Source organism: Burkholderia sp. Ax-1724, from assembly GCF_011752995.1.
Classification (GTDB): domain Bacteria; phylum Pseudomonadota; class Gammaproteobacteria; order Burkholderiales; family Burkholderiaceae; genus Paraburkholderia.
The window spans coordinates 144,016-166,034 of record NZ_VWWL01000018.1 but is presented as its reverse complement, the minus strand read 5'-3'; the positions used below and the strand labels follow the sequence as shown (position 1 = coordinate 166,034).

At 64.7% G+C, this 22,019-nt stretch carries 20 protein-coding genes; 15 read left to right on the top strand and 5 right to left on the bottom strand.

Going from position 1 to position 22,019, the window contains the following annotated elements; genetic code table 11:
• Positions 1-45: 45 nt before the first annotated feature.
• The 7 genes from F3J19_RS21765 to F3J19_RS21735 all read left to right on the top strand — a co-directional run bounded on the left by F3J19_RS21765 (position 46) and on the right by F3J19_RS21735 (position 7,224).
• Complete coding sequence (locus F3J19_RS21765) at positions 46-1,353, top strand: MFS transporter (RefSeq protein ID WP_167045797.1); 1,308 nt, start codon at positions 46-48, stop codon at positions 1,351-1,353.
• Positions 1,354-1,576: 223 nt separating this feature from the next.
• Positions 1,577-2,665 carry a porin gene (locus tag F3J19_RS21760; protein WP_167045794.1) on the top strand — a complete coding sequence of 363 codons (1,089 nt, stop codon included), beginning with the start codon at positions 1,577-1,579 and terminating at the stop codon, positions 2,663-2,665.
• A gap of 359 nt (positions 2,666-3,024) precedes the next feature.
• The gene (locus tag F3J19_RS21755; RefSeq protein ID WP_167045791.1) at positions 3,025-3,642 is read left to right on the top strand and encodes an aminodeoxychorismate/anthranilate synthase component II; all 618 of its coding nucleotides are present in this window, start codon (positions 3,025-3,027) and stop codon (positions 3,640-3,642) included.
• Between the two features lie 19 nt (positions 3,643-3,661).
• On the top strand, positions 3,662-4,693 hold the full coding sequence (trpD, locus tag F3J19_RS21750) for an anthranilate phosphoribosyltransferase (RefSeq protein ID WP_167045788.1): 1,032 nt from the start codon (positions 3,662-3,664) through the stop codon (positions 4,691-4,693).
• Between the two features lie 18 nt (positions 4,694-4,711).
• Positions 4,712-5,497: an indole-3-glycerol phosphate synthase TrpC gene (gene trpC, locus F3J19_RS21745; RefSeq protein WP_167045784.1), complete on the top strand. Its 786-nt coding sequence runs from the start codon at positions 4,712-4,714 to the stop codon at positions 5,495-5,497.
• A 79-nt stretch (positions 5,498-5,576) separates the two neighbouring features.
• Positions 5,577-6,206 (top strand): CYTH domain-containing protein, encoded by a 630-nt coding sequence (locus F3J19_RS21740; RefSeq protein ID WP_167045781.1) that lies wholly within the window; start codon positions 5,577-5,579, stop codon positions 6,204-6,206.
• A gap of 172 nt (positions 6,207-6,378) precedes the next feature.
• Positions 6,379-7,224: a uracil-DNA glycosylase gene (locus F3J19_RS21735; protein WP_167045778.1), complete on the top strand. Its 846-nt coding sequence runs from the start codon at positions 6,379-6,381 to the stop codon at positions 7,222-7,224.
• A 144-nt stretch (positions 7,225-7,368) separates the two neighbouring features.
• Here the strand turns inward: F3J19_RS21735 and F3J19_RS21730 are convergent, their stop codons facing one another.
• The 5 genes from F3J19_RS21730 to F3J19_RS21710 all read right to left on the bottom strand — a co-directional run bounded on the left by F3J19_RS21730 (position 7,369) and on the right by F3J19_RS21710 (position 12,537).
• Positions 7,369-7,965, bottom strand: coding sequence for an NAD(P)H-dependent oxidoreductase (locus F3J19_RS21730; protein WP_167045775.1), 597 nt, complete (start codon positions 7,963-7,965; stop codon positions 7,369-7,371).
• Between the two features lie 154 nt (positions 7,966-8,119).
• Entirely contained in the window at positions 8,120-9,910 is a 1,791-nt protein-coding gene (locus F3J19_RS21725) for a PDZ domain-containing protein (RefSeq protein WP_167045772.1), read from the bottom strand.
• Positions 9,911-10,035: 125 nt separating this feature from the next.
• The gene (locus F3J19_RS21720) at positions 10,036-10,761 is read right to left on the bottom strand and encodes a DsbC family protein (RefSeq protein WP_167045769.1); all 726 of its coding nucleotides are present in this window, start codon (positions 10,759-10,761) and stop codon (positions 10,036-10,038) included.
• A gap of 180 nt (positions 10,762-10,941) precedes the next feature.
• A complete protein-coding gene (locus F3J19_RS21715; RefSeq protein ID WP_167045766.1) occupies positions 10,942-12,114 on the bottom strand; it encodes a UbiH/UbiF family hydroxylase in 1,173 nt (390 codons plus the stop codon).
• A gap of 57 nt (positions 12,115-12,171) precedes the next feature.
• Positions 12,172-12,537 carry a hypothetical protein gene (locus tag F3J19_RS21710; RefSeq protein WP_345889900.1) on the bottom strand — a complete coding sequence of 122 codons (366 nt, stop codon included), beginning with the start codon at positions 12,535-12,537 and terminating at the stop codon, positions 12,172-12,174.
• 269 nt (positions 12,538-12,806) lie between these two features.
• Here F3J19_RS21710 and ychF point away from each other — a divergent pair, with 269 nt between their 5' ends.
• From ychF to ettA, 8 genes are all read left to right on the top strand, one after another.
• On the top strand, positions 12,807-13,901 hold the full coding sequence (ychF, locus tag F3J19_RS21705; protein WP_167045764.1) for a redox-regulated ATPase YchF: 1,095 nt from the start codon (positions 12,807-12,809) through the stop codon (positions 13,899-13,901).
• 139 nt (positions 13,902-14,040) lie between these two features.
• Positions 14,041-14,778: a hypothetical protein gene (locus F3J19_RS21700; protein WP_167045761.1), complete on the top strand. Its 738-nt coding sequence runs from the start codon at positions 14,041-14,043 to the stop codon at positions 14,776-14,778.
• Positions 14,779-15,127: 349 nt separating this feature from the next.
• The gene (gene ugpB, locus F3J19_RS21695; protein WP_167045758.1) at positions 15,128-16,453 is read left to right on the top strand and encodes a sn-glycerol-3-phosphate ABC transporter substrate-binding protein UgpB; all 1,326 of its coding nucleotides are present in this window, start codon (positions 15,128-15,130) and stop codon (positions 16,451-16,453) included.
• A 78-nt stretch (positions 16,454-16,531) separates the two neighbouring features.
• Positions 16,532-17,416 carry a sn-glycerol-3-phosphate ABC transporter permease UgpA gene (gene ugpA / locus F3J19_RS21690; protein WP_167045755.1) on the top strand — a complete coding sequence of 295 codons (885 nt, stop codon included), beginning with the start codon at positions 16,532-16,534 and terminating at the stop codon, positions 17,414-17,416.
• On the top strand, positions 17,413-18,258 hold the full coding sequence (ugpE, locus tag F3J19_RS21685) for a sn-glycerol-3-phosphate ABC transporter permease UgpE (RefSeq protein WP_167045752.1): 846 nt from the start codon (positions 17,413-17,415) through the stop codon (positions 18,256-18,258). Before ugpA ends, ugpE begins: the two co-directional genes overlap by 4 nt.
• 131 nt (positions 18,259-18,389) lie before the next feature.
• Positions 18,390-19,478, top strand: a complete 1,089-nt coding sequence (locus F3J19_RS21680) for a sn-glycerol-3-phosphate import ATP-binding protein UgpC (RefSeq protein ID WP_167045749.1) — start codon at positions 18,390-18,392, stop codon at positions 19,476-19,478.
• A gap of 92 nt (positions 19,479-19,570) precedes the next feature.
• Entirely contained in the window at positions 19,571-19,870 is a 300-nt protein-coding gene (locus tag F3J19_RS21675; RefSeq protein WP_167045746.1) for a DUF3761 domain-containing protein, read from the top strand.
• Positions 19,871-20,153: 283 nt separating this feature from the next.
• Positions 20,154-21,818 carry an energy-dependent translational throttle protein EttA gene (gene ettA, locus F3J19_RS21670; RefSeq protein ID WP_167045743.1) on the top strand — a complete coding sequence of 555 codons (1,665 nt, stop codon included), beginning with the start codon at positions 20,154-20,156 and terminating at the stop codon, positions 21,816-21,818.
• The last annotated feature ends 201 nt before the right edge of the window (positions 21,819-22,019 follow it).

The following is a 22,019-nucleotide window of genomic DNA, read 5'->3' as shown; positions in this document are numbered from 1 at the left end:
CGCGCGCGGCGCGATCGCGCCGTAAAACAATGAATGGAGGAAGACATGTCCCCTTCGCAGCCTACGCGAAGCAGGGCAAGGATCACGTTCGTCCTGCTTTGCATCATGGCGTTCATCATGTACGTCGACCGCACCAATATGTCGGTCGCCGCTCCCGTGATGAGCAAGGAACTCGGTTTTAGCAACACCCATCTCGGCTTCATCTTCTCCGCCTTCGCCCTCGCCTACAGCTGCTTCATGATTCCGGGCGGCTGGCACAGCGACCGTATCGGCTCCCGCAAAGGCCTGTTGCTGTACGGCTCGCTGTGGGCAATCGCGACGATCGCCACCGGGGTCGTCGGCAGTCTGTACGCGCTGGTCGCCGCGCGCTTCTTCGTCGGCGTGGGCGAAGCGCCGATTTACCCGACCGCCGCGCGGATGATCGCCCGCGTGATTCCGGAAGAGCGCCGCGGCGCCGCGCAAGGCCTCATGCACGCGACCGGCCGCATCGCGAACGCGCTTGCTCCGCTGATCGTCACCGGCCTGATCGTCACGTTCTCGTGGCGGCTCACGTTCATCATTCTCGGCGCAGTCACGCTCGTTTACATGGTCGTGATGTATATCGGGCTCAACGAGGCGAAGCGACATGGCGCAACCCCGGGCGACACCGCGGCCGCGACTGCGGCTCCGGCGCGCAAGCCGATCAACTGGCCGGACATGATCCGCCGCGTATGGCCCGCGACTGCCGCGTGCTTCTGCCATGGCTGGGTCTTGTGGTTCTTCCTCAACTGGATTCCGACGCTCTTCTCGCAACGCTACGGCATGAAGCTCTCGCACAACGCGATCTTCTCCACGCTCGTGCTGCTCGGCGGCTCGCTCGGCACGGCGGTCGGCGGGATGATGACCGACTGGCGCCTCAAGCGCACCGGCAACCGGCTGCGCGCACGCCGCGAAGTCATCATTTTCGGCTTTCTCTCGTCGATCGTTTGCCTGATTCCGCTTCTGCTCACCCGCGATATCACCGTCAGTTCGATCTGCCTCGGGCTCGCCTTCTTCTGCTCGGAACTCGCCGATTCGCCGCTGTGGGTGGTCGGCACCGAGGTTTCTCGCGAACACTCGGCCACGTCGAGCGCATGCACGTTCACCGGCATGGCGTTGGCCGGTGCCGTCTCGCCCATCGTCGTCGGCCTGCTGCTCGACGTGTCGCACGGCAGATGGGTCGTTGCCTTCGCCGCCTCGATCGTCGTGCTGCTGCTCGGTCCGCTTTTCACGTTCTGGATCAAGCTCGACGACGAACCCTCCGCGGCCACCGACCACGCCGACATTCAGGCCATGACATCCCGGCCGGACGTTTCGCACGCCGCGTCGCGCTAACGCGCAGCACGGGAATCCTCAACGCGAACACCACCCGCCGGGTTCGCTGATTCCACACGGCGCGGGCCCGAACCGGCAGCGAACGGCACGCGCCGCACCGCACTACCGAAACGGTGTATCGCCGTTTCGGTAGTGCCAGGTATAACTATCTATCCACCGAAAATCGATCCGTCCCGCCATCAGGTCGGGCGAGCCGGCTATCGACCCCATAAGGAGAACAAGAATGCGTCATCAAGGGATCTTCACCGGAATAAAACCGCTTTTTCTGGGAGCGCTTCTGGCATCGCTGAGCGCGGGTGCCCATGCGCAGTCGAGCGTGACGCTGTATGGCATCGCGGACGCCGGCGTGGAATTTCTCACCGGTGTCCCCAATAGCTCGGGCAAAGCGTCGAATCTGCTGCACATGGAGTCGGGCGGCGTCAAAAGCAGCCGGATCGGACTCAGGGGCGTGGAAGATCTCGGCGGCGGTCTGAAGGCGATCTTCACGCTCGAGGGCGGCATCGACATTACCACGGGCAAGTCGCAGCAAGGCGGACGGCTATTCGGCCGGCAGGCGTTCGTCGGCCTGAGCAGCCGCTACGGGGCGCTCACCTTCGGCCGGCAGAAGGTGCCGATGTATGACTTCTCGGTACGTTACGACCCGCTCAACTACACCGTCTACGGCCTGAAGCAGACCGACGCGCAATTCGCGGGCAGAGCCGACAACTCGGTCAAATACCAGGGCAGTTTCGGCTCGATCCACTACGAGGCGCTGTATAGCACCGGATACGACTCGACGATTGCGAACGGCAGCCAGGTGCCGGGCGAATTCAAGGTCGGGCGGGAAATCGGCGCCGCCGTCGAATATGCGGCCGGCCCATTCGCGGCGATGGTGGTCTACGACCTGCGCAACGGCACTTCTATCGCCACACAATCCGGCAAGGAGCAGCATCTCGCGGCGGCCGCGACCTACCGGATCGGCAAGGCCAAGGGTTTTGTCGGCTACCGGTGGTTGAGCAGCACCTTACCGCTCGATGCGAGCACGCAGGGTCATGCGAACGAGTTCTGGACCGGCCTCGAATATCGCGTGTCCGGCCCGCTCACGCTTGCCGGCGCCGTCTTCTGGACCGACATTACTTCGGCGGGACAGCGGCCGCTGTATCTGGCCGCGACCGCGAAATATCAGTTGTCGAAACGCACGGCACTGTATTCCGAACTCGGCTACGTGAAAAACAGCCATGGCTCGAACCTCGGCCTGAACGGCTACGACACCGACGTCGTCGCGGGCCACAACCAGACCGGCGTGATGATGGGCGTCGTCCATTACTTCTGAGAGCGGCACCGAAACGAGCGAATGCCCAAGCCCCCGGCTCGGGCATTCGTGGCAAGCCCTTGGTCACACCGTTTTCCCGTCGCTTCTTCCTACAGATCTTTCCTCAGTTCTTTCTTCCGTAGACGGCATTGCGCAGCGCCCGTATTCCTGCTGTTAGAATGCTGCTCATGCGACACAGCGCTCGATTCCCCTCCGTTCTCCTGCTCTTTGGTTGGCGTTAAGCCAGCCAACCTTCCTTTGCGGCCCCACCGCGGGCATCCGCGTAACCCCGTGCGACCGGGGCGACAGCGCGGCAAATTTATCCAGGCCCCCAATCCACAGGGGAAAACCCCGGTTCTCTCAGGAATCCAGGAGCAATCATGCTGCTCATGATCGACAACTACGACTCGTTTACCTACAACCTGGTGCAGTACTTCGGCGAACTCGGCGAAGACGTGCGCACCTACCGCAACGACGAAATCACGCTCGACGACATCGCGCAACTCAACCCCGAGCGCATCTGCCTGTCGCCGGGACCGAGCAATCCGCAACACGCGGGCATCACCCTCGACGTACTGCGCGAATTCGCCGGCAAGACGCCGATTCTCGGCGTGTGCCTCGGCCATCAGGCGATCGGCGAGGCGTTCGGCGGGCGCGTCGTGCGCGCGCGGACCATCATGCACGGCAAGGTCAGCACGATCGAAACCGACTGCAGGGGCGTATTCGCAGACCTGCCGAAGCACTTCACGGTGACGCGCTACCACTCGCTCGCAATCGAACGTGAATCGCTGCCCGACTGCCTCGAAGTATCGGCATGGACCGAAGACGGCGAAATCATGGGCGTGCGCCACAAGGAACTCGCCGTGGAAGGCGTGCAGTTCCACCCGGAGTCGATCCTCTCCGAACACGGCCACGCGCTGCTCGAAAACTTCGTCAAGCAGTCGAAGCTCGCCGCCGCCGGCAAGACACCGGGTCACGCCGCGTCCGGTCACGCCTGACACACAAAGAGAGGAGACCATGTCTATTACGCCCCAGGAAGCCTTGCAGCGGACCATCGAGCACCGTGAGATTTTTCACGACGAAATGCTGCACCTGATGCGCCTCATCATGCGCGGCGAACTCTCGCCCGTGATGTCGGCGGCGATCATCACCGGCCTGCGCGTCAAAAAAGAGACCATCGGCGAAATCACCGCGGCCGCCACGGTGATGCGTGAATTTGCCCGGCACGTCGAGGTGCAGGACAACTCGAACTTCGTCGATATCGTCGGCACCGGCGGCGACGGCGCGCATACGTTCAACATTTCCACCGCGACGATGTTCGTCTCGGCCGCGGCCGGCGCGAAGATCGCGAAGCACGGCAATCGCGGCGTGTCGAGCAAGTCGGGCAGCGCCGACGTGCTCGAAGCGCTCGGCGTCAACATCGATCTGCAACCGGAGCAGGTCGCCGCGTCGATCACGGAAACGGGCATGGGCTTCATGTTCGCGCCGAACCATCATCCGGCCATGAAGAACGTCGCGCCGGTGCGCCGCGAACTCGGCGTGCGCACGATCTTCAACATTCTCGGCCCGCTCACCAATCCGGCCGGCGCGCCGAACCAGTTGATGGGCGTGTTTCACGCGGACCTCGTCGGCATTCAGGTGCGCGTGATGGAGCGTCTCGGCGCAAAACATGTGCTGGTCGTGTATGGTATGGACGGCATGGACGAAGTCTCGCTCGGCGGGGCCACGCTGGTCGGCGAGTTGCGCGACGGCGAGGTCCGCGAATACGAGATCCATCCGGAAGACTTCGGCATGCAGATGGTGTCGAACCGCACGCTCAAGGTCGCCGACGCGAGCGAATCGAAAGTCATGCTGCTCGAAGCGCTCGACAACAAGCCCGGCGTCGCGCGCGAAATCGTCACGCTGAACGCGGGCACGGCGCTCTATTCAGCGAATGTGGCGGCATCGATCGCAGACGGCATCCAGCTTGCGCGCGAGGCGATCGCGAGCGGCAAGGCGCGCGCGAAGGTCGACGAACTCGTGCGCTTTACCCAGCAATTCAGGCAGTAATCACGTAGGGAAATATTGATGAGTGACATCCTCAACCGTATCATCGCGGTCAAACGCGAAGAAATTCGGGCGGCCGAACAAAGTGCGCCGCTCGAAGCACTGCGGCTCGAAGCCTCGTCGCGCGACGTCCGCGACTTCGTCGGCGCGTTGCGTGCCAAGCACGCGGCGGGTCTCGCCGCGGTGATCTCCGAGGTCAAGAAAGCCAGCCCGTCGAAGGGCGTGCTGCGCGAGCACTTCGTGCCGGCCGACATCGCGCGCTCGTACGAGAAGCACGGCGCGGCGTGTCTGTCGGTGCTGACCGACGTGCAGTTCTTCCAGGGCAGCGCCGCGTATCTGCAGCAGGCGCGCGCGGCATGCAATCTGCCGGTGCTGCGCAAGGACTTCATCGTCGATCCGTACCAGATCGTCGAAGCGCGCGCGATGGGCGCCGACGCGATCCTGCTGATCGCCGCCGCGCTCGACACCGCGCAGATGCAGGACTTCGAAGCGCTCGCGCATTCGCTCGGCCTCGCGGTGCTCGTCGAAGTGCACGACAACCACGAACTGAAGGAAGCGCTCACGCTGAAGACGCCGCTGATCGGCATCAACAACCGCAATCTGCGCACGTTCGAAACCTCGCTCGACACGACGCTCGGCATGCTCGACGCGATTCCGGACGACCGCATCGTCGTGACCGAATCGGGCATCCTGTCGCGCGAGGACGTGGAGCGCATGCGCGCGCGGGACGTGCATACGTTCCTCGTCGGCGAGGCGTTCATGCGCGCGGACGAGCCTGGCGTGGCGCTTGAGCAGATGTTTTCCTGAGCGTTGCCGTCTCGAAGTATCGACGTCGACGCATCAACGTATCGGCCGCGCACAAACGCTCGCCACGAGGACACGCATCATGGGCATGGAACGCGAAATCAAGCTGGCGCTGCCGCCCGCGCAGGTGCAGGCGGCGACGCAGTGGTTTGTCGCACGCGCCGGCAAGGACGGTCAGGCGATCAGGCTCGTGAACCTTTACTTCGACACGCCGCAGTTGACGCTGGCGTCGTCGAAGAGCGCGCTGCGTTTGCGGCAGACGCCGGACGGCTGGCTGCAAACCTTCAAGACGGTCGGCCACGCGACGAACGGTTTGCATAGCCGGCACGAATGGGAATTGCCGGTGGCCGATGCGAAGCTCGACATCGACGCGTTGCTGCGCGTCTGCGACGAGCCGGCTGCTGCGGCGGCGTTGCAGCAGCCGGCGCCGTCGCTGATCGAGTTGTTCCGCACCAATTTCACGCGCACGCTGTGGCTGCTCGAAGTGGACGGCGCGCGGATCGAGGCGGCGATCGATCAGGGCAACGTGCTCGCGGAAGTCGGCGGTGAGACGCGTCGCGCGCCGATCTCCGAAATCGAACTCGAACTGAAATCCGGCGACGAAGCGGCGCTTCACACGCTCGCGGCGGAACTCGGTCAACACATTGCCGGCCTCGCGCCGGACGATATCAGCAAGGCGCAGCGCGGCTACCAGTTGCGGGCCGGCGAATGACGCCGACGCGGCGGCGCGAGTCAGTGCTTTAGGCGCTTTAGGCGCTGCTCGCGGTCGAACGCCTTGCACTCATGGCAATCACGGCCAGCCCCGGCAACCGGATTCCCGGCCACGCAATCCCCGCTCCGCCGCACCTTGAGCTAGCCGCCGTTTGCTGCGACACTTCCCCGCCATGACATCCGCTTCCCGTACCCGCTCCAATCCATCGCAGGCTTCGCTGTTCGGCGATGCTGAGGCCGCGTCCCCGACGCCGGCCATGCCCGCCACCGCACCGCAACAGCCGGCCGACCCCACCGCCCCGCCCACGCTCGAAGCCCAATTCGATGTCCTGCCCGCCGCGTGGCACGCGCATCTGAAGCCGTTCATCGACAGCGACGCCTACGCGCCATTGTGCCGTTTCGTCGATGGCGAGCGCGCCGCCGGCAAAACGATCTACCCGGCCGACGTGTTTCGCGCGCTGCGCCTGACGAGCCCCGATGAAGTCAAAGTCGTGATCCTCGGTCAGGACCCGTATCACGGCGAAGACCGTGGCACGCCGCAGGCGCACGGGCTCGCGTTCTCGGTCGCGCCGCACGTGCGCCCACCGCCGTCGCTGCGCAACATCTTCAAGGAAATCGCCGCGAGTCTCGGCCATGAAACGCCGCGGCACGGCTGTCTCGACAGTTGGGCCAAACAGGGCGTGCTGCTGCTGAACACCGTGCTGACCGTCGAGCGCGACAGCGCCGCGAGCCATGCGAAACGCGGCTGGGAGAAATGCACCGACACGCTGATCCACGAACTCGCGACACGCCACGACGGTCTCGTGTTCATGCTGTGGGGCGCGCATGCGCAGGCCAAGCGCGCGCTGCTCGGCGGCAAGTCGCATTGCGTGCTCGAGGCGCCGCATCCGTCGCCGCTGTCGGCGCATCGCGGCTTTCTCGGCTGCGGGCACTTCGCGACGGCGAACGAGTATCTCGTGAAGCACGGCCGCGAACCGATCGACTGGCGCCTGCCGGACGAAGCGCAGATGCTTGCCTGACTGAACACGCGGTAACCGGCGCGCAGAACCGGTCGCACTGCCAGAAAACAAAAACGCCACGGATGGAGAACCCCATCCGTGGCGTTTTTTCGTTTCACCACCGGCGCCGCGATCAAGCGGCACCACACGGCGCAACGAGATGACTCAGACTGCGGCGATCGCTTCGCGCGCGTTGCTCAGCGCGGCGCTGGCTGCGTCCGGGCCTAGGTTCAGACCTTCGGCGTAGATGAAGTTCACGTCGGTCATGCCGAGGAAGCCGAGGAAGCTCTTCAGGTACGGCGTTTGGCTGTCGTTCGGCGTGCCGATGTACTTGCCGCCGCGTGCCGACACGACGTGCACCTTCTTGCCCGTCACGAGGCCGACCGGGCCGTTCTCGGTGTAGCGGAACGTGATGCCGGCGCGGGCGATGAAGTCGAAGTACGTCTTCAGTTGCGACGAGATGCCGAAGTTGTACATCGGTGCGCCGATCACGACGATGTCGGCGGCTTGCAGTTCGGCGATCAGCGCTTCGCTGCGCGCGGCGATCTCGGCTTGCTCCGGCGTGCGCTGCTCGGCCGGCGTGAAGAACGCGCCAAGCACGGCGTCGTCGAGGTGCGGCAGCGGTTCGGCTTGCAGGTTACGGACGACGACTTGCGCGCCCGGGTTCGATTGTTGCAGCTTCGCGGTCAGCTCGTTGACGAGCATCGTCGAGTTCGCGCCTTGCGAGCGGGCTGCCGAGTTGATTTGCAGGATCGTGGTCATGGTTGACTCCAGTAGGGGGCGCGCTGTGTTGCGCGAGTGGAGCCATTGTGTTTTTTTACCGGTCCGCGAAAAAGCTATCCGGCAGCGAAGGATTGTTGCATTGATAGAACAATCCCCGCCCTCAGCCGTCAATCAATAACGTTAGGCATGACGCTCAGCTTGCAAGCCAGCGTTCGCGAGCGCGGCGCGTGGCGGCCCGCTTGTCGGTGACCGCGAGCTTGTAGCGTGCCACTTCGGGACCGTCGAGCCGCACCTGCGTGACGCGCAGCTCGTCGCGGCGGAATGCGTGGAGCTCGACCTTCGCGCCCGGCTGATAGCGCGCGAGCAGCGCGTCGATATTGCCGCCGGTCACGCGCAGGCCGTCGAGCGCGATCAGCACGTCGCCGGCGGAAAGCCCAGCCTTCTGCGCGGCGCTGCCCTCGTGCACGGCCGCGAGCATGCAATCCGCGCCGCCGCGCAGACGCACGCCGAGCGACGGCTTGCCATTGCGGTCGAAGTCAGGCGCGAGCGCCACGCCGAACGGCGCGAGCAATTCGGCAAGCGGCAAATCGCGCGTGCCGTACACGGCCTCGGCGAACAGCCCGCCGAGCTGCACGCCGGTCGCTTCCGCGAAAATCGCCTCGATCTCGTCTTCCGCGACGCCGGCCGGCTTGCCGCGATAGAAATCGCGACCGAAGCGCTGCCACAGGAGACGCATCACGTCGTCGAGCGATTTGCGGTTGCCCGTTTGCGCGCGGATCGCAAGATCGAACGAGAGCGCGACGAGCGAGCCCTTCGTGTAATAGCTGACGATCGCGTTCGGCGCGTTCTCGTCCTGCCGGTAGTACTTGACCCACGAGTCGAACGAACTTTCGGCGACGCTCTGCTTCAGACGGCCGCTGCCGCGCTGCACGCCGCCGATCACCTTGCCGAGCAGCCCGAAATAGTCGTCCTGCGAAATCACGCCGCTGCGCACGAGGATCAGATCGTCGTAGTACGAGGTGAAGCCCTCGAACAGCCACAGCAGCGAGGTGTAGTTTTCGACGCTCAGGTCGTACGGCGCGAATGCGGCCGGCTTGATGCGCTTCACGTTCCAGGTGTGGAAATACTCGTGGCTGCACAGGCCGAGGTAGGTCCGGTAGCCCTCGCTCATCGCCTCGCGGCCCTGCACCGGCAGATCGGTGCGATTGCAGATCAACGCCGTCGAGGCACGATGTTCGAGCCCGCCGTAGCCGTCGGTCACGGCCTGCGTCATGAACACGTAGCGCTCGACCGGCGCCTTCTTCGACTTCGGTTCGAACAGCGCGATCTGCGCCTCGCAGATGCGCTTCAGGTCCGCGCACAGCCGCTCCATGTCGAGCCCGATCACGCGCCCGCCGATCACGACGTCGTGCGGCACGCCATGCGCCTTGAACGTCGCGAGCGCGAACGTGCCAAGTGTCACGGGATGGTCGATCAGTTCGTCATAGTTCTGCGCGCGGTACTCGCCGAAGCCGTAGCGCTTCGTGGCGCGCGCTTCCGGCAGCGCGGTCGCGACGCGCCAGTTGCGGTACGCCTCGCCTTGGGGCTTCTGAATCTCGACCACGCACGGCGCCTCCTCATGGCCGAGCGGCGAGAGGAACACGCTCGTGCCGTTGAAAAAGCCGGTCGTATCGTCCAGATGCGCGGCGCGCACCGACAGGTCCCATGCGTACACCTCGTAGCGCAGCGTCAGCGCGCCCTTTACCGGCGCGGCCTGCCACGTGTGCTTGTCGATCTTGTCGATGCGCACCTTGCGGCCTGCCTCGTTCACCGCGCGCAGCGTGACGATGTTGCGCGCGAACTCGCGCACCATGTAGCTGCCCGGAATCCATACCGGCAGCATGAAACGCTGCCCAACCGGATCGGGGTCGGCAACGGTCACGGTAACTTCGAACAGATGGGCGGCGGGGTGACTCGGAACGATGGTGTAGCGGATCGGCTTCATCGGCAGCGGTGGGCAAATTGGAATGGGGGAGTCGAAAACGGGGCGGCCTGGGATAACCCGAGATGGCGCCCCTTGATGCGAAAGAAGGCGCTTCCCGCGCCTTCTTTCCGATGATTGTGCGGGGCTCAGTGCACCGCGGAGAGTTCCCGGTCGAGCCGGTCGGCCGGCACGGCGCCGGGCAGGCGGCGACCGTCGGCGAGGAACACCGTGGGCGTGCCGTCCACGTTCATGGCATGACCGAGCGCGAGGTTCTTGTCGATCGCGGCGGTGTCGCAGGTGCCGGCGGCGGTCGGCGCCTGATGGTTCTGCATCCACGATTCCCAGGCCTTCGCGCGATCGGCCGAGCACCAGATCGACTTCGACTTGACGGCCGAGTCCGGCGACAGCACCGGGTACAGGAACGTGTAGACCGTGACGTTATCGATCGACTTCAGCGAGGTTTCGAGCTGCTTGCAGTACGGGCAGTTCGGATCGGAGAACACGGCCATCTTGCGCGAGCCGTTGCCGCGCACGACCTTCACGGCATTCGCGAACGGCAGGCTCGCGAAGTCGATGCGGTTGGTTTCCGACAGCCGCGCTTCGGTCAGATTCTTGCGGGTCTTCGCGTCGACCATGTCGCCGAGCATCAGGTAGTCGCCGTTGGCGTCGCTATAGATGATCTGCGTGCCGAGGTTGACTTCGTACAGCCCGGCGATCGGCGACTTCGTGATGCTCTTGATCGTCACGTCGTTCAGGCGCGTTTGCAGCGTCGCCTTGAGCTTGTCGGTGGTCTGGTCGGCCTGGGCCGAGCAGCCGAGCGTGGCGGCGGCGATCGCGAGTGCGGCGGCGGCCATGCGGAAGGTCGTTTTCATGCTGGAGTCCTGAGTTCAGTCGCGCATCGAGCGCATTTTTTCACGTTCCGGCTGCGCTTTTCAGGCGCACATTGGGTCAGACCGCAAGGCGGCGATCCGCTCATGATACCCGCCCCGACCGCCGCTTATCGGCCATCGGCCATCGGTTCTCCGCACGGCGGCGGCCCCGCGCGCCGTGCCTCATCCGAGCGCGGCCGACACGAGCCAGCGCTTGACGAACGGCTGGGCACCGACAAACGCCATACCCGTATTGCGCACGACCCGCGCGAGCGGGCCCGGTATCGAGAAGAGTTTTTGCAGACCGTCGGTGGCGATCATCAGCGCGCGGATGTCTTCGCGGCGCGAACGTTCGTAGCGGCGCAGCAGCACCATGTCGCCGAGGTCGCGAAACGCCTCCTTGCCGGCAACCGTGCTCGCGAGCGCCGCGACGTCGCGCAGGCCGAGGTTCATGCCCTGCCCCGCGAGCGGGTGGATCAGATGCGCGGCATCGCCGACCAGCGCGACGCGCGGCGCGACGAGCCGGTCCACGGTTTGCAGCGCGAGCGGGAAGCCTTGCGCGGGCGTCACGCAGTCGAGCGCGCCGAACTGGCCGCCGCTCACCTGCTCCACTTCGGCGGCGAGCCGCTCGGGATCGAGCGCAAGCAGCTGCTCCGCGTGCCCGGTACGCGCCGACCAGACCAGCGACACATGGCCGTCCGGCATCGGCAGCAGCGCGATGATCTCCCCATCGCGGAACCATTGGTAGGCGGTTTCGCCGTGCGGCTTCGCGGCCTTGAAATTGGCGACCACGCCGGTCTGCTTGTAGTCGCGCCGCACCATCTTCGAGCCGATCTGCGCGCGCACCCACGAATGCGCGCCGTCCGCGCCGACCACGAGGTCGGCTTCGAGCACGCTGCCGTTGGCGAGGCCGACGCTCGCGCTGTCAGCGCTGAAATCGAGCGCCTGCGCGCGCGTGTCGATCCACGTGAGATTGGGCTGGAAGCGCAGCGCGGCATCGAGCGCGCGCTCGATCACCGACGACTCGACGATCCACGCCAGTTGCGGCACCGAAGCCTGGAACGCGGAGAAGTGCAGCTCGGCGTGCGCGTCGCCGTACACGCGCATGTCGTAGACGGGCCCGAGCCGCACCGGGTCGAGCGCCTGCCAGACCCGCAGCCGTTCGAGCAGGGCCTGCGAACTCGACGACAACGCGTAGACCCGCGAGTCGAAGGCCGCGCCGGCAGGTGGCGCCGCGCAAGGCTGCGCGAGCAGCGCGACGCGCAGCCCGCCTTGCGTGAGCGCGAGCGCCGCGGTCTTGCCGACGAGCCCGCCGCCGATCACGGCGGCATCAAAGGTCTGGTGGTGTGCGTTCATGCGCGCATTATAGCCGCGGGGTTGCGGGCCTTCCGCCCCCATCGGACCCGCTCGGCCCTAGTGCGGCGCGCTCGCCGCAAGCGCCGCGTTGGCCTCGCGGATGCGCATGAAATCCGGATCGGACGACAGGATGCGCCACGCGGCCGCTTCGAGCTGGGCCTTGCGATCGCGTTGATCGCCGCGCACCGCGCAGTCGGGGAACACGCGGTCGTACACGTGCCAGAGCGAATCGAAGTCATTCCTGTCGGCGAACTGCGCGATGCTTGCCCGATCTTCCTGACTCAGGCGGCCCGTCAGGCATTCGATCGTCTGCCGGTCCGTGGTGGCCTGGGCTTCGTCGAAATTCGGCGAGACCCATGTCGCGACCCCGCCCACGATCAGCGCCACGACGACGCCGGTTCCGACCCATCCGATGATTCGCACGTTCTTCCCCCGAAAAGTGGGCTCTGACGGCCCTGATTTAACGATTTTACAGTGGATATGACGAAATGCATCACAGCGGAAAGCCCATCCGGACGGGTTACAATTGCGCTTTCCGTGAAAACTCGCACCCAATCGTCGAGCCAACGCCCCGATTCGGTGACTTGTCCGCTCCGCTGAGCCTGCCGCGCCACGCCCCGCACGAAGGCTTGCCGAATCCGCGCACAGCGTCGAGCGCCTCACGCAACCTACTGATTCACTGAAGGATTTCCATGAGCCTCAAATGCGGCATCGTCGGCTTGCCTAACGTCGGCAAGTCCACCCTGTTCAACGCGCTGACCAAGGCGGGCATCGCCGCCGAAAACTATCCGTTCTGCACGATCGAGCCGAACGTCGGCGTGGTCGAAGTGCCGGACGCGCGCCTGAAGGCGCTCGCCGAAATCGTCAAGCCCGAGCGCATTCTGCCGGCCGTGGTCGAATTCGTCGACATCGCCGGTCTCGTGGCCGGTGCGAGCAAGGGCGAAGGGCTCGGCAACCAGTTCCTCGCGAACATCCGCGAAACCGACGCGATCACGCACGTGGTGCGCTGCTTCGAGGACGACAACGTGATTCACGTCGCGAACAAGGTCGATCCGCTGTCGGACATCGAAGTCATCAACACCGAACTCGCGCTCGCCGACCTCGGCACCGTCGAAAAGGCGCTCGCGCGCTACTCGAAGGCGGCCAAGTCGGGCAACGACAAGGAAGCGGTCAAGCTCGCCGCGGTGCTCGATAAGGTCCGCGTGCAGCTCGACCAGGCCAAGCCGGTCCGCGCGCTCGCCCTGACCGACGAGGAACAGGCCACGCTCAAGCCGTTCTGCCTGATCACCGCGAAGCCGACCATGTACGTTGCCAACGTGAAGGAAAACGGCTTCGAGAACAATCCGCACCTCGACGCGGTCACGAAGTTCGCCGCGGCCGAAGGCGCGCCGGTCGTGGCCGTGTGCGCGGCGGTCGAAGCGGAAATCGCCGACCTCGACGAAGCCGACATGGAAGTGTTCCTCGCCGACATGGGCATGGAAGAGCCGGGCCTGAACCGCGTGATCCGCGCGGGCTTCAAGCTGCTCGGCCTGCAAACCTACTTCACGGCCGGCGTGAAGGAAGTGCGCGCGTGGACAATCCATATCGGCGATACGGCGCCGAAGGCGGCCGGCGCGATCCACACTGACTTCGAACGCGGCTTCATCCGCGCGCAGACGATCGGCTTCGACGACTACATCGCCTACAAGGGCGAGCAAGGCGCGAAGGAAGCCGGCAAGATGCGCGCGGAAGGCAAGGAGTACGTCGTGCATGATGGGGACGTGATGAACTTTTTGTTCAACGTCTAAGCCACTTCACGCGCAGCATAAGCACCTGCGACTGCAATCAGGTCCGTGTCGAATCTCGGAACAGTCGCCCCTAACAGTCGCAGGGCATCACATATAATCACCAGCCGCTAAGAAATCGTTCGTTCGATCCTCGCTTTCCATGACCAAGAATATTGCAGACAACCCGGCGCATAGGCTGCACGAGATTCTGAAACAGTGCAAAGAAACCGCGGCCGGGGAAAATTGCCGGTCAGTGTGGCGAAGAATTCTCAGGACCGAGGATGAAGGCGAACTGCTTGCTCGCATCGCGAAACTACTCTACCTCTCGCGAGAGGTCGTTGATATCGTCAACGATTCGTTTTCGAAGCATCTGCAATCCATCCAGACGCTTCACCTGCAACTGAAGACGGGCATCACCCAGCAGAATCTGAACGGGCAGTGGGCCAGCTTCATTTCGCACGTACACGACCATTCGATAGTGTCTCTCGGATTCACCGCATCGTTGCTGGAGGAGCGGGAGAAGCTTCAGGCAGTTGACATCAGCAGCCTTAGCGATCAGCGAGACAAGCTGGTGGAGCTCCGCAAGGAAATTGTCTCGTCCAATGAACTACCGGACGACGTCAAGCTCACTATCGTCCGTTACCTGGGCCGCTTGATTGAGTGCCTGGACGAATATTTCATCACGGGTATATTTCCTGTGCTTGACGCAACGAACACCGCCATCGGCAACGTTGCATTTGATGAGGCCTACGGTCGAGTCCTGCAAGACACCGCACTGGGGCAGAAAGTCGCGAGCGCGTTGGCCAATGTGGCGAACTCCGTGACAATCGCCACCGGCATGTTGCAACTGGCAGAGCCTGTCGCACACCTGCTAAAACTGCTTCCTGGCAATAGCTAGAATGCGAGCGCGCAAAGCACGCGCGCTTTTCCATCGCGGCATGAGCTTTCCGAAAAGCCTGCTCCAAAGCCCGCCCCAAGCGGGCTTTTTCATTGCCGCCGCCTTTCGCCGCATCCCCCATCCCCCGCCCACCACCTCGCCCCGCCTGTTTCCGTTTCCTGACAGCCGGTGTTACATTGCGGCTTCCGGCCCCCGCCAGAAGCGCTTCCACGCCGCCTGGCCGCCGACGCCGGAATGTCATCGAAGCCAAATAGAATCGCGCGATTCGCGTCCGCGCCCGTCCGCATACCGTCATGGAATCGAAGTCAGCGTCAAAGCGCTGACCCCGATCGACACAGGAGACAAATCGATGAATTGCAAGCCGTTGCTCCGTTCACTTTCCGTCGCCGCCGTGTTAAGCGTCGGCCTCAGCCAGGCGGCCCACGCCGCGACCGAAATCCAGTTCTGGCATGCCATGGAAGCCGCGCTGGGCGAACGTCTGAACGACATCGCGAACGACTTCAACAAATCGCAGAGCGACTACAAGATCGTGCCCGTCTTCAAGGGCTCCTACGACCAGACCCTCGCCGCCGGCATCGCCGCCTATCGCAGCGGCAACGCGCCGGCCATCCTGCAGGTCTACGAAGTCGGCACCGCGACGATGATGCAGGCGAAGAAAGCCATCGTCCCGGTCACGCAGGTCTTCAAGGACGCCGGCGTGCCGCTCGACCAGAAAGCCTTCGTGCCGACCATCGCGAGCTATTACAGCGACTCGAAAACCGGCGAGCTGATCTCGATGCCGTTCAACAGCTCGACGCCAGTGCTCTACTACAACAAGGATGCGTTCAAGAAGGCCGGGCTCGATCCGAACCAGCCGCCGAAGACCTGGACCGAACTGCACGCCGACGCGCAGAAGCTGAAGGCCTCGGGCATGTCGTGCGGCTATTCGTCGGGCTGGCAAAGCTGGATTCAGCTCGAGAACTACAGCGCGTGGCATGCGGCGCCGTTCGCGTCGAAGAACAACGGCTTCGACGGCATGGACGCGCAGCTCGAATTCAACAAGCCGCTGCAGGTCGCGCACATCCAGTTCCTGCAGAACATGGCGAAGGACGGCTCGTTCACCTATGTCGGCCGCAAGGACGAACCCGTGTCGAAGTTCTATAGCGGCGACTGCGGCATCATTACGAACTCGTCGGGCTCGCTCGCCACGATCAAGAAATACGCGAAGTTCAACTTCGGCACCGGCATGATGCCGTACGACGAGAGCGTGAAGGGCGCGCCGCAGAACGCGATCATCGGCGGGGCGAGCCTGTGGGTGCTGTCGGGCAAGGACCCGGCCGTCTACAAGGGCGTCGCGAAGTTCCTCGCGTATCTGGCCACACCGCAAGTCACCGCGAAGTGGCATCAGGACACCGGCTATCTGCCGATCACCACCGCCGCCTACGATCTGACGCGCCAGCAGGGCTTCTACGAGAAGAACCCCGGCAGCGACACCGCGATCCGCCAGATGATGAACAAGCCGCCGCTGCCGTTCACGAAGGGCCTGCGTCTGGGCAACATGCCGCAGATCCGCACCGTGATCGACGAGGAACTCGAACAGGTGTGGGCAGGCAAGAAGACGCCGCAACAGGCGCTCGACTCGTCCGTCGCGCGCGGCGACGATCTGCTGCGCCGCTTCGAAAAGGCCGGCAACTAGACCGGGCATCGCCCGCAGGCGGGTTGCGATGCCGCTGCGCCGCAACCCGCCGCCATTGCAGCCCCCTTGGGAATCCCGATGGAAAAGCGCTCTTACTTCGGCACCAGCGCGCTGCCCTACCTGCTCGTCGCGCCGCAGCTGCTCATCACGCTGGTGTTCTTCCTGTGGCCCGCAGGCGTTGCGCTCTGGCAATCGACGCAAAGCCAGGACGCGTTCGGCACGTCGAGCGAGTTCGTCGGCCTCGCGAACTTCAAACAGCTTTTCGCCGATCCGCTGTATCTGGCCTCGTTCAACACGACGATCGTGTTCTGCACGCTCGTCACCGTGTCGGGCCTCGTGATCTCGCTGCTGCTCGCGGTCTGCGCCGATCGCGTGACGCGCGGCAAAAAGGCCTATCAGACGCTGCTGATCTGGCCGTACGCGGTCGCGCCCGCGATCGCCGCAGTGCTGTGGTCGTTCCTGTTCAACCCGAGCATCGGCCTCGTCACCTATGCGCTCGCGAAATACGGCGTCGTGTGGAATCACGCGCTCAATCCCGGCCAGGCGATGTTCCTCGTCGTGCTCGCCTCGGTGTGGCAGCAGGTCAGCTATAACTTCCTGTTCTTCTACGCGGGCCTGCAGGCGATTCCGCGCTCGCTGATCGAAGCGGCCGCGATCGACGGCGCCGGTCCCGTGCGGCGCTTCTTCGGCATCGCGCTGCCGCTGCTGTCGCCGACCACGTTCTTTCTGCTGGTGATCAACATCACCTACGCGTTCTTCGACACCTTCCCCGTGATCGACGCGGCGACCGGCGGCGGCCCCGGCCAGGCGACCCGCACGCTGATCTACAAGATCTTCGCCGAAGGCTTCCAGGGGCTCGACATCGGCAGCTCGGGCGCGCAGTCGGTCGTGCTGATGGTCATCGTCGTGGCGCTGACCGTCGTGCAATTCCGCTTCATCGAACGCAGGGTTCAATACTCATGATCGAGAACCGCCGCGGTTTCGACCTGTTCTGCCACGCGGTGCTGATCGTCGGCGTCGTGCTGGTGGTGTTTCCGGTCTACGTCGCGTTCTGCGCGGCGACCATGAGCGAGCACGAAGTGTTCACGGTGCCGCTGTCGCTCGTGCCGGGCACGCATCTGTTCGAGAACATCGTCACGATCTGGACGCAGGGCACCGGCAACGCGGCCGCGCCGTTCAACCGCATGCTGCTCAACAGCCTCGTGATGGCGCTCGTGATCGCGATCGGCAAGATCGCCGTGTCGATGATCTCCGCGTACGCGATCGTCTATTTCCGCTTTCCGTTTCGCACTGCTGCGTTCTGGCTGATTTTCGTCACGCTGATGCTGCCGGTCGAAGTGCGCATTTTCCCGACCGTGCAGGTCGTCTCGTCGATGCATCTGAGCAATACGTACACCGGCCTGACGCTGCCGCTGATCGCCTCGGCGACCGCGACGTTCCTGTTCCGCCAGTTCTTCAAGACGCTGCCGGACGAGCTGATGGAAGCCGCGCGCATCGACGGCGCGGGCGCGCTGCGTTTCTTCTGGGACGTTGTGCTGCCGCTGTCGCGCACCACGATGGCCGCGCTCTTCGTGATCACCTTCATCTACGGCTGGAACCAGTATCTGTGGCCGATCCTGATCACGAGCCAGCAGTCGCTGATGACCGCCGTGATCGGCATCAAGGGCATGATCGCCTCGGGCGATACCGCGACCGAATGGCATCTGGTGATGACGGCCACGCTGCTCGCGATGCTGCCGCCGCTCGTCGTCGTGCTGACGATGCAGCGCTGGTTCGTGCGCGGCCTCGTCGATTCGGAGAAGTGATCGACACGGCGCGGCACGGCGGGCCGCGCCGCGAGGCGTCGTTATGCGCCGCATAGAAAACCCCCCGCGCGCCGCCCGTCGAACGGCGCAGAAAGGCAACGCGCGGCAAGCAACTCAAAGGCTGGAACAGCATGGCTGCACTGACTCTGCAAGGCGTGAAGAAAACCTACGACGGCAAACAGTTCGTGTTGCACGGCATCGACGTCGACGTGGCCGACGGCGAATTCGTCGTGATGGTCGGCCCGTCCGGCTGCGGCAAATCGACGTTGCTGCGCATGGTCGCGGGGCTCGAGCGCATCTCCGACGGCCGCATTTCGATCGCCGGCAAGGTCGTCAACGAACTGGAGCCGAAGGACCGCAACATCGCGATGGTGTTCCAGAACTACGCGCTGTATCCGCATATGAGCGTGGCCGAAAACATGGGCTATGCGCTGAAGATCGCCGGTGTCGATCGTGCGCAGATCGCGAAGCGCGTGGAAGCCGCCGCGCAGATTCTCGAACTCGGCGCGCTGCTGCAACGCAAGCCGCGCGAACTGTCGGGCGGGCAACGGCAGCGCGTCGCGATGGGCCGCGCGATCGTGCGCGAGCCGGCCGTGTTTCTGTTCGACGAGCCGCTGTCGAATCTCGACGCGCGTCTGCGTGTGCAGATGCGCCTCGAAATCCAGCGTCTGCATGCGCGGCTCAAGACCACGAGCCTGTACGTGACGCACGATCAGATCGAAGCGATGACGCTGGCGCAACGCGTGATCGTGATGAACAAGGGCCACGCCGAGCAGATCGGCGCGCCGACCGAGGTCTACGAGCGGCCGGCCACGGTGTTCGTCGCGAGCTTCATCGGCTCGCCGGGGATGAACCTGCTCGACGGCCGCATCTCCGACGACGGCGCGACCTTCGAGGTCGCCGGCAACGGTCCGAAGCTGCCGCTCGCGGGCGTGCCGTCGATCGGCCGCGAAGTGGCAACGGGCCGCGAGTGGACGCTCGGCATTCGCCCCGAGCACATGAGCCCGGGTACGGCCGACGCGCCGACCGCGCCGCTCACGGTCGAATCCTGCGAACTGCTCGGCGCGGACAATCTCGCGCACGGCCGTTGGGGCAAGCACGACGTGACTGCGCGGCTGCCGCATGCGCATCGTCCGGCAGCGGGCGAGACGCTGCAGGTCGTGCTGCCCGCGCAGCATCTGCACTTCTTCGATCCGCAGACCGGACGGCGCGCAAACTGAGCGATGTCGGGATGCCATGACGGCGTCCAGCGGCTCGCGCCGCAGCCGGAACAAAGAACGAACAACAACGCATCACCACGCTTCGGGGAATCATGAAAAGCCTCGCCCTCCGGGCCCTCCGCCCGTATGCGGTGATTACCGCTGCGCTGCTGTTGAGCGCAGCGCAGGCATTCGCCTACGTCGCGCCGGGCACGAATCCCGACGAATCGAACCTCAGCAACCACCACACCTATACGAATCGCGACGGCAACACCGTGCATGCGCCGGTCCGTTCGCTATCGGGCAGGGCGCCCGAAGGCGCGACCGCGCGTTGCCGCGACGGCAGCTACAGTTTCAGCCAGCATCGCAGAGGCACCTGCTCGCGGCACGGCGGCGTCGCGCAATGGCTCTGAGAATCGGCGGAACGGCGCGCGAGAGGGTGTACAAGACGGCGTGCAAGACGCTGCCCGGCCCGCCGCGCGAACCGGTCTGCCACTGGAATTCCCGCTGCCTTGCCAGCCCCGCCGCGAAGTACAATGCCACCTGAACCACACGCCGCGCGCGGCAGCGTCGTCCGAGTCCGGCGCCGCGCCGGCCGGCGCCGGGTGTTCCGCCCGGCCCTCACACCGATTACCCATCCACCCTCGACTGCCCGCCCCTCGCGCGGCCGGCGTCGTTAACGTCTACTGCAAGCAAATGGCCCAATACGTTTTCACCATGAACCGGGTCGGCAAGATCGTGCCGCCCAAGCGCCAGATCCTCAAGGACATCTCGCTGTCGTTCTTTCCCGGCGCGAAGATCGGCCTGCTCGGCCTGAACGGCTCGGGCAAGTCGACGCTGATCCGCATCATGGCCGGCGTCGACACCGAGATCGAGGGCGAAGCCACGCCGATGCCGAACCTGAACATCGGCTACCTGCCGCAGGAGCCGCAGCTCGATCCGCAGAAGACCGTGCGTGAAGCGGTCGAGGAAGGTCTCGGCGACGTCTTCAACGCGCAGAAGAAGCTCGACGAAATCTACGCGGCCTACGCCGAGCCGGATGCCGACTTCGACGCGCTCGCCGCCGAGCAGGCGAAGTACGAGGCGATTCTCGCGACGAGCGACGGCAGCGCCGAGCAGCAGATCGAAATCGCCGCCGACGCGCTGCGCCTGCCCGCGTGGGACGCGAAGATCGAACATCTGTCGGGCGGCGAAAAGCGCCGCGTCGCGCTGTGCAAGCTGCTGCTCGAAAAGCCGGACATGCTGCTGCTCGACGAGCCGACCAACCACCTCGACGCGGAATCGGTCGAATGGCTCGAGCAGTTCCTCACGCGCTTCCCGGGCACCGTGGTCGCCGTCACCCACGACCGCTACTTCCTCGACAATGCCGCCGAGTGGATTCTCGAACTCGACCGCGGCCACGGCATTCCGTGGAAGGGCAACTACAGCAGCTGGCTCGATCAGAAGGAAGCGCGCCTGAAGCAGGAAGAAGCGTCGGAATCGGCGCGTCAGAAGGCGATCAAGAAGGAACTCGAATGGGTGCGCCAGAACCCGAAGGGCCGTCAGGCGAAGTCGAAGGCGCGTATTGCCCGCTTCGAGGAACTGAACAGCCAAGAATACCAGAAGCGCAACGAGACGCAGGAAATCTTCATTCCGGTCGGCGACCGTCTCGGCAATGAAGTGATCGAGTTCAAGAACGTCAGCAAGTCGTATGGCGACCGACTGCTGCTCGATAACGTCAGCTTCAAGATTCCGGCCGGCGCGATCGTCGGCATCATCGGGCCGAACGGCGCCGGCAAGTCGACGCTGTTCCGCATGCTGACGGGCCGTGAGCAGCCGGATTCGGGCGAGATCGTCCAGGGCCCGACCGTCAAGCTCGCCTACGTGGACCAGAGCCGCGACGCGCTCGACGGCTCGAAGACCGTGTTCGAGGAAATCTCGGGCGGCGCCGACGTGCTGACGGTCGGCCGCTACGAAACGCCGTCGCGCGCGTATATCGGCCGCTTCAACTTCAAGGGCGGCGACCAGCAGAAGGTCGTCGGCAATCTGTCGGGCGGCGAGCGCGGCCGTCTGCATCTGGCGAAGACGCTGATCGCGGGCGGCAACGTGCTGCTGCTCGACGAACCGTCGAACGACCTCGACGTCGAAACGCTGCGCGCGCTCGAAGACGCGCTGCTCGAATTCGCGGGCTCGGTGCTCGTGATCTCGCACGACCGCTGGTTCCTCGACCGCATCGCGACGCACATCCTCGCGTTCGAAGGCGATTCGCAAATCACCTTCTTCGACGGCAACTACCAGGAGTACGAAGCGGACAAGCGCGCGCGCCTCGGCGAAGAAGCCGCGCGGCCGAAGCGTCTGCGTTACAAGCCGATCTCGCGCTGAGCGGACGGCGGGTGAGTGACGTGACGTGACGTGAGGTGACGTGGCGTGGCATGGCCCGTCCGGCGAACGCCGGATAGGGTTGCCGGCGCGGAACGGGCATTGCTGGCACAGGTGCGGTGACGGCGATCGTTCGCCAAGTCGGCGTCATACCGGCATCACGCCGGTTCATGCGGGGCTCATGCCGCATGACGCCAGCACGAC

Coding starts and splice junctions, on each gene's coding strand:
- F3J19_RS21765 (WP_167045797.1), top strand. CDS start 46: ATGTCCCCTTCGCAGCCTACGCGAAGCAGGGCAAGGATCACGTTCGTC.
- F3J19_RS21760 (WP_167045794.1), top strand. CDS start 1,577: ATGCGTCATCAAGGGATCTTCACCGGAATAAAACCGCTTTTTCTGGGA.
- F3J19_RS21755 (WP_167045791.1), top strand. CDS start 3,025: ATGCTGCTCATGATCGACAACTACGACTCGTTTACCTACAACCTGGTG.
- trpD (WP_167045788.1), top strand. CDS start 3,662: ATGTCTATTACGCCCCAGGAAGCCTTGCAGCGGACCATCGAGCACCGT.
- trpC (WP_167045784.1), top strand. CDS start 4,712: ATGAGTGACATCCTCAACCGTATCATCGCGGTCAAACGCGAAGAAATT.
- F3J19_RS21740 (WP_167045781.1), top strand. CDS start 5,577: ATGGGCATGGAACGCGAAATCAAGCTGGCGCTGCCGCCCGCGCAGGTG.
- F3J19_RS21735 (WP_167045778.1), top strand. CDS start 6,379: ATGACATCCGCTTCCCGTACCCGCTCCAATCCATCGCAGGCTTCGCTG.
- F3J19_RS21730 (WP_167045775.1), bottom strand. CDS start 7,965: ATGACCACGATCCTGCAAATCAACTCGGCAGCCCGCTCGCAAGGCGCG.
- F3J19_RS21725 (WP_167045772.1), bottom strand. CDS start 9,910: ATGAAGCCGATCCGCTACACCATCGTTCCGAGTCACCCCGCCGCCCAT.
- F3J19_RS21720 (WP_167045769.1), bottom strand. CDS start 10,761: ATGAAAACGACCTTCCGCATGGCCGCCGCCGCACTCGCGATCGCCGCC.
- F3J19_RS21715 (WP_167045766.1), bottom strand. CDS start 12,114: ATGAACGCACACCACCAGACCTTTGATGCCGCCGTGATCGGCGGCGGG.
- ychF (WP_167045764.1), top strand. CDS start 12,807: ATGAGCCTCAAATGCGGCATCGTCGGCTTGCCTAACGTCGGCAAGTCC.
- F3J19_RS21700 (WP_167045761.1), top strand. CDS start 14,041: ATGACCAAGAATATTGCAGACAACCCGGCGCATAGGCTGCACGAGATT.
- ugpB (WP_167045758.1), top strand. CDS start 15,128: ATGAATTGCAAGCCGTTGCTCCGTTCACTTTCCGTCGCCGCCGTGTTA.
- ugpA (WP_167045755.1), top strand. CDS start 16,532: ATGGAAAAGCGCTCTTACTTCGGCACCAGCGCGCTGCCCTACCTGCTC.
- ugpE (WP_167045752.1), top strand. CDS start 17,413: ATGATCGAGAACCGCCGCGGTTTCGACCTGTTCTGCCACGCGGTGCTG.
- F3J19_RS21680 (WP_167045749.1), top strand. CDS start 18,390: ATGGCTGCACTGACTCTGCAAGGCGTGAAGAAAACCTACGACGGCAAA.
- F3J19_RS21675 (WP_167045746.1), top strand. CDS start 19,571: ATGAAAAGCCTCGCCCTCCGGGCCCTCCGCCCGTATGCGGTGATTACC.
- ettA (WP_167045743.1), top strand. CDS start 20,154: ATGGCCCAATACGTTTTCACCATGAACCGGGTCGGCAAGATCGTGCCG.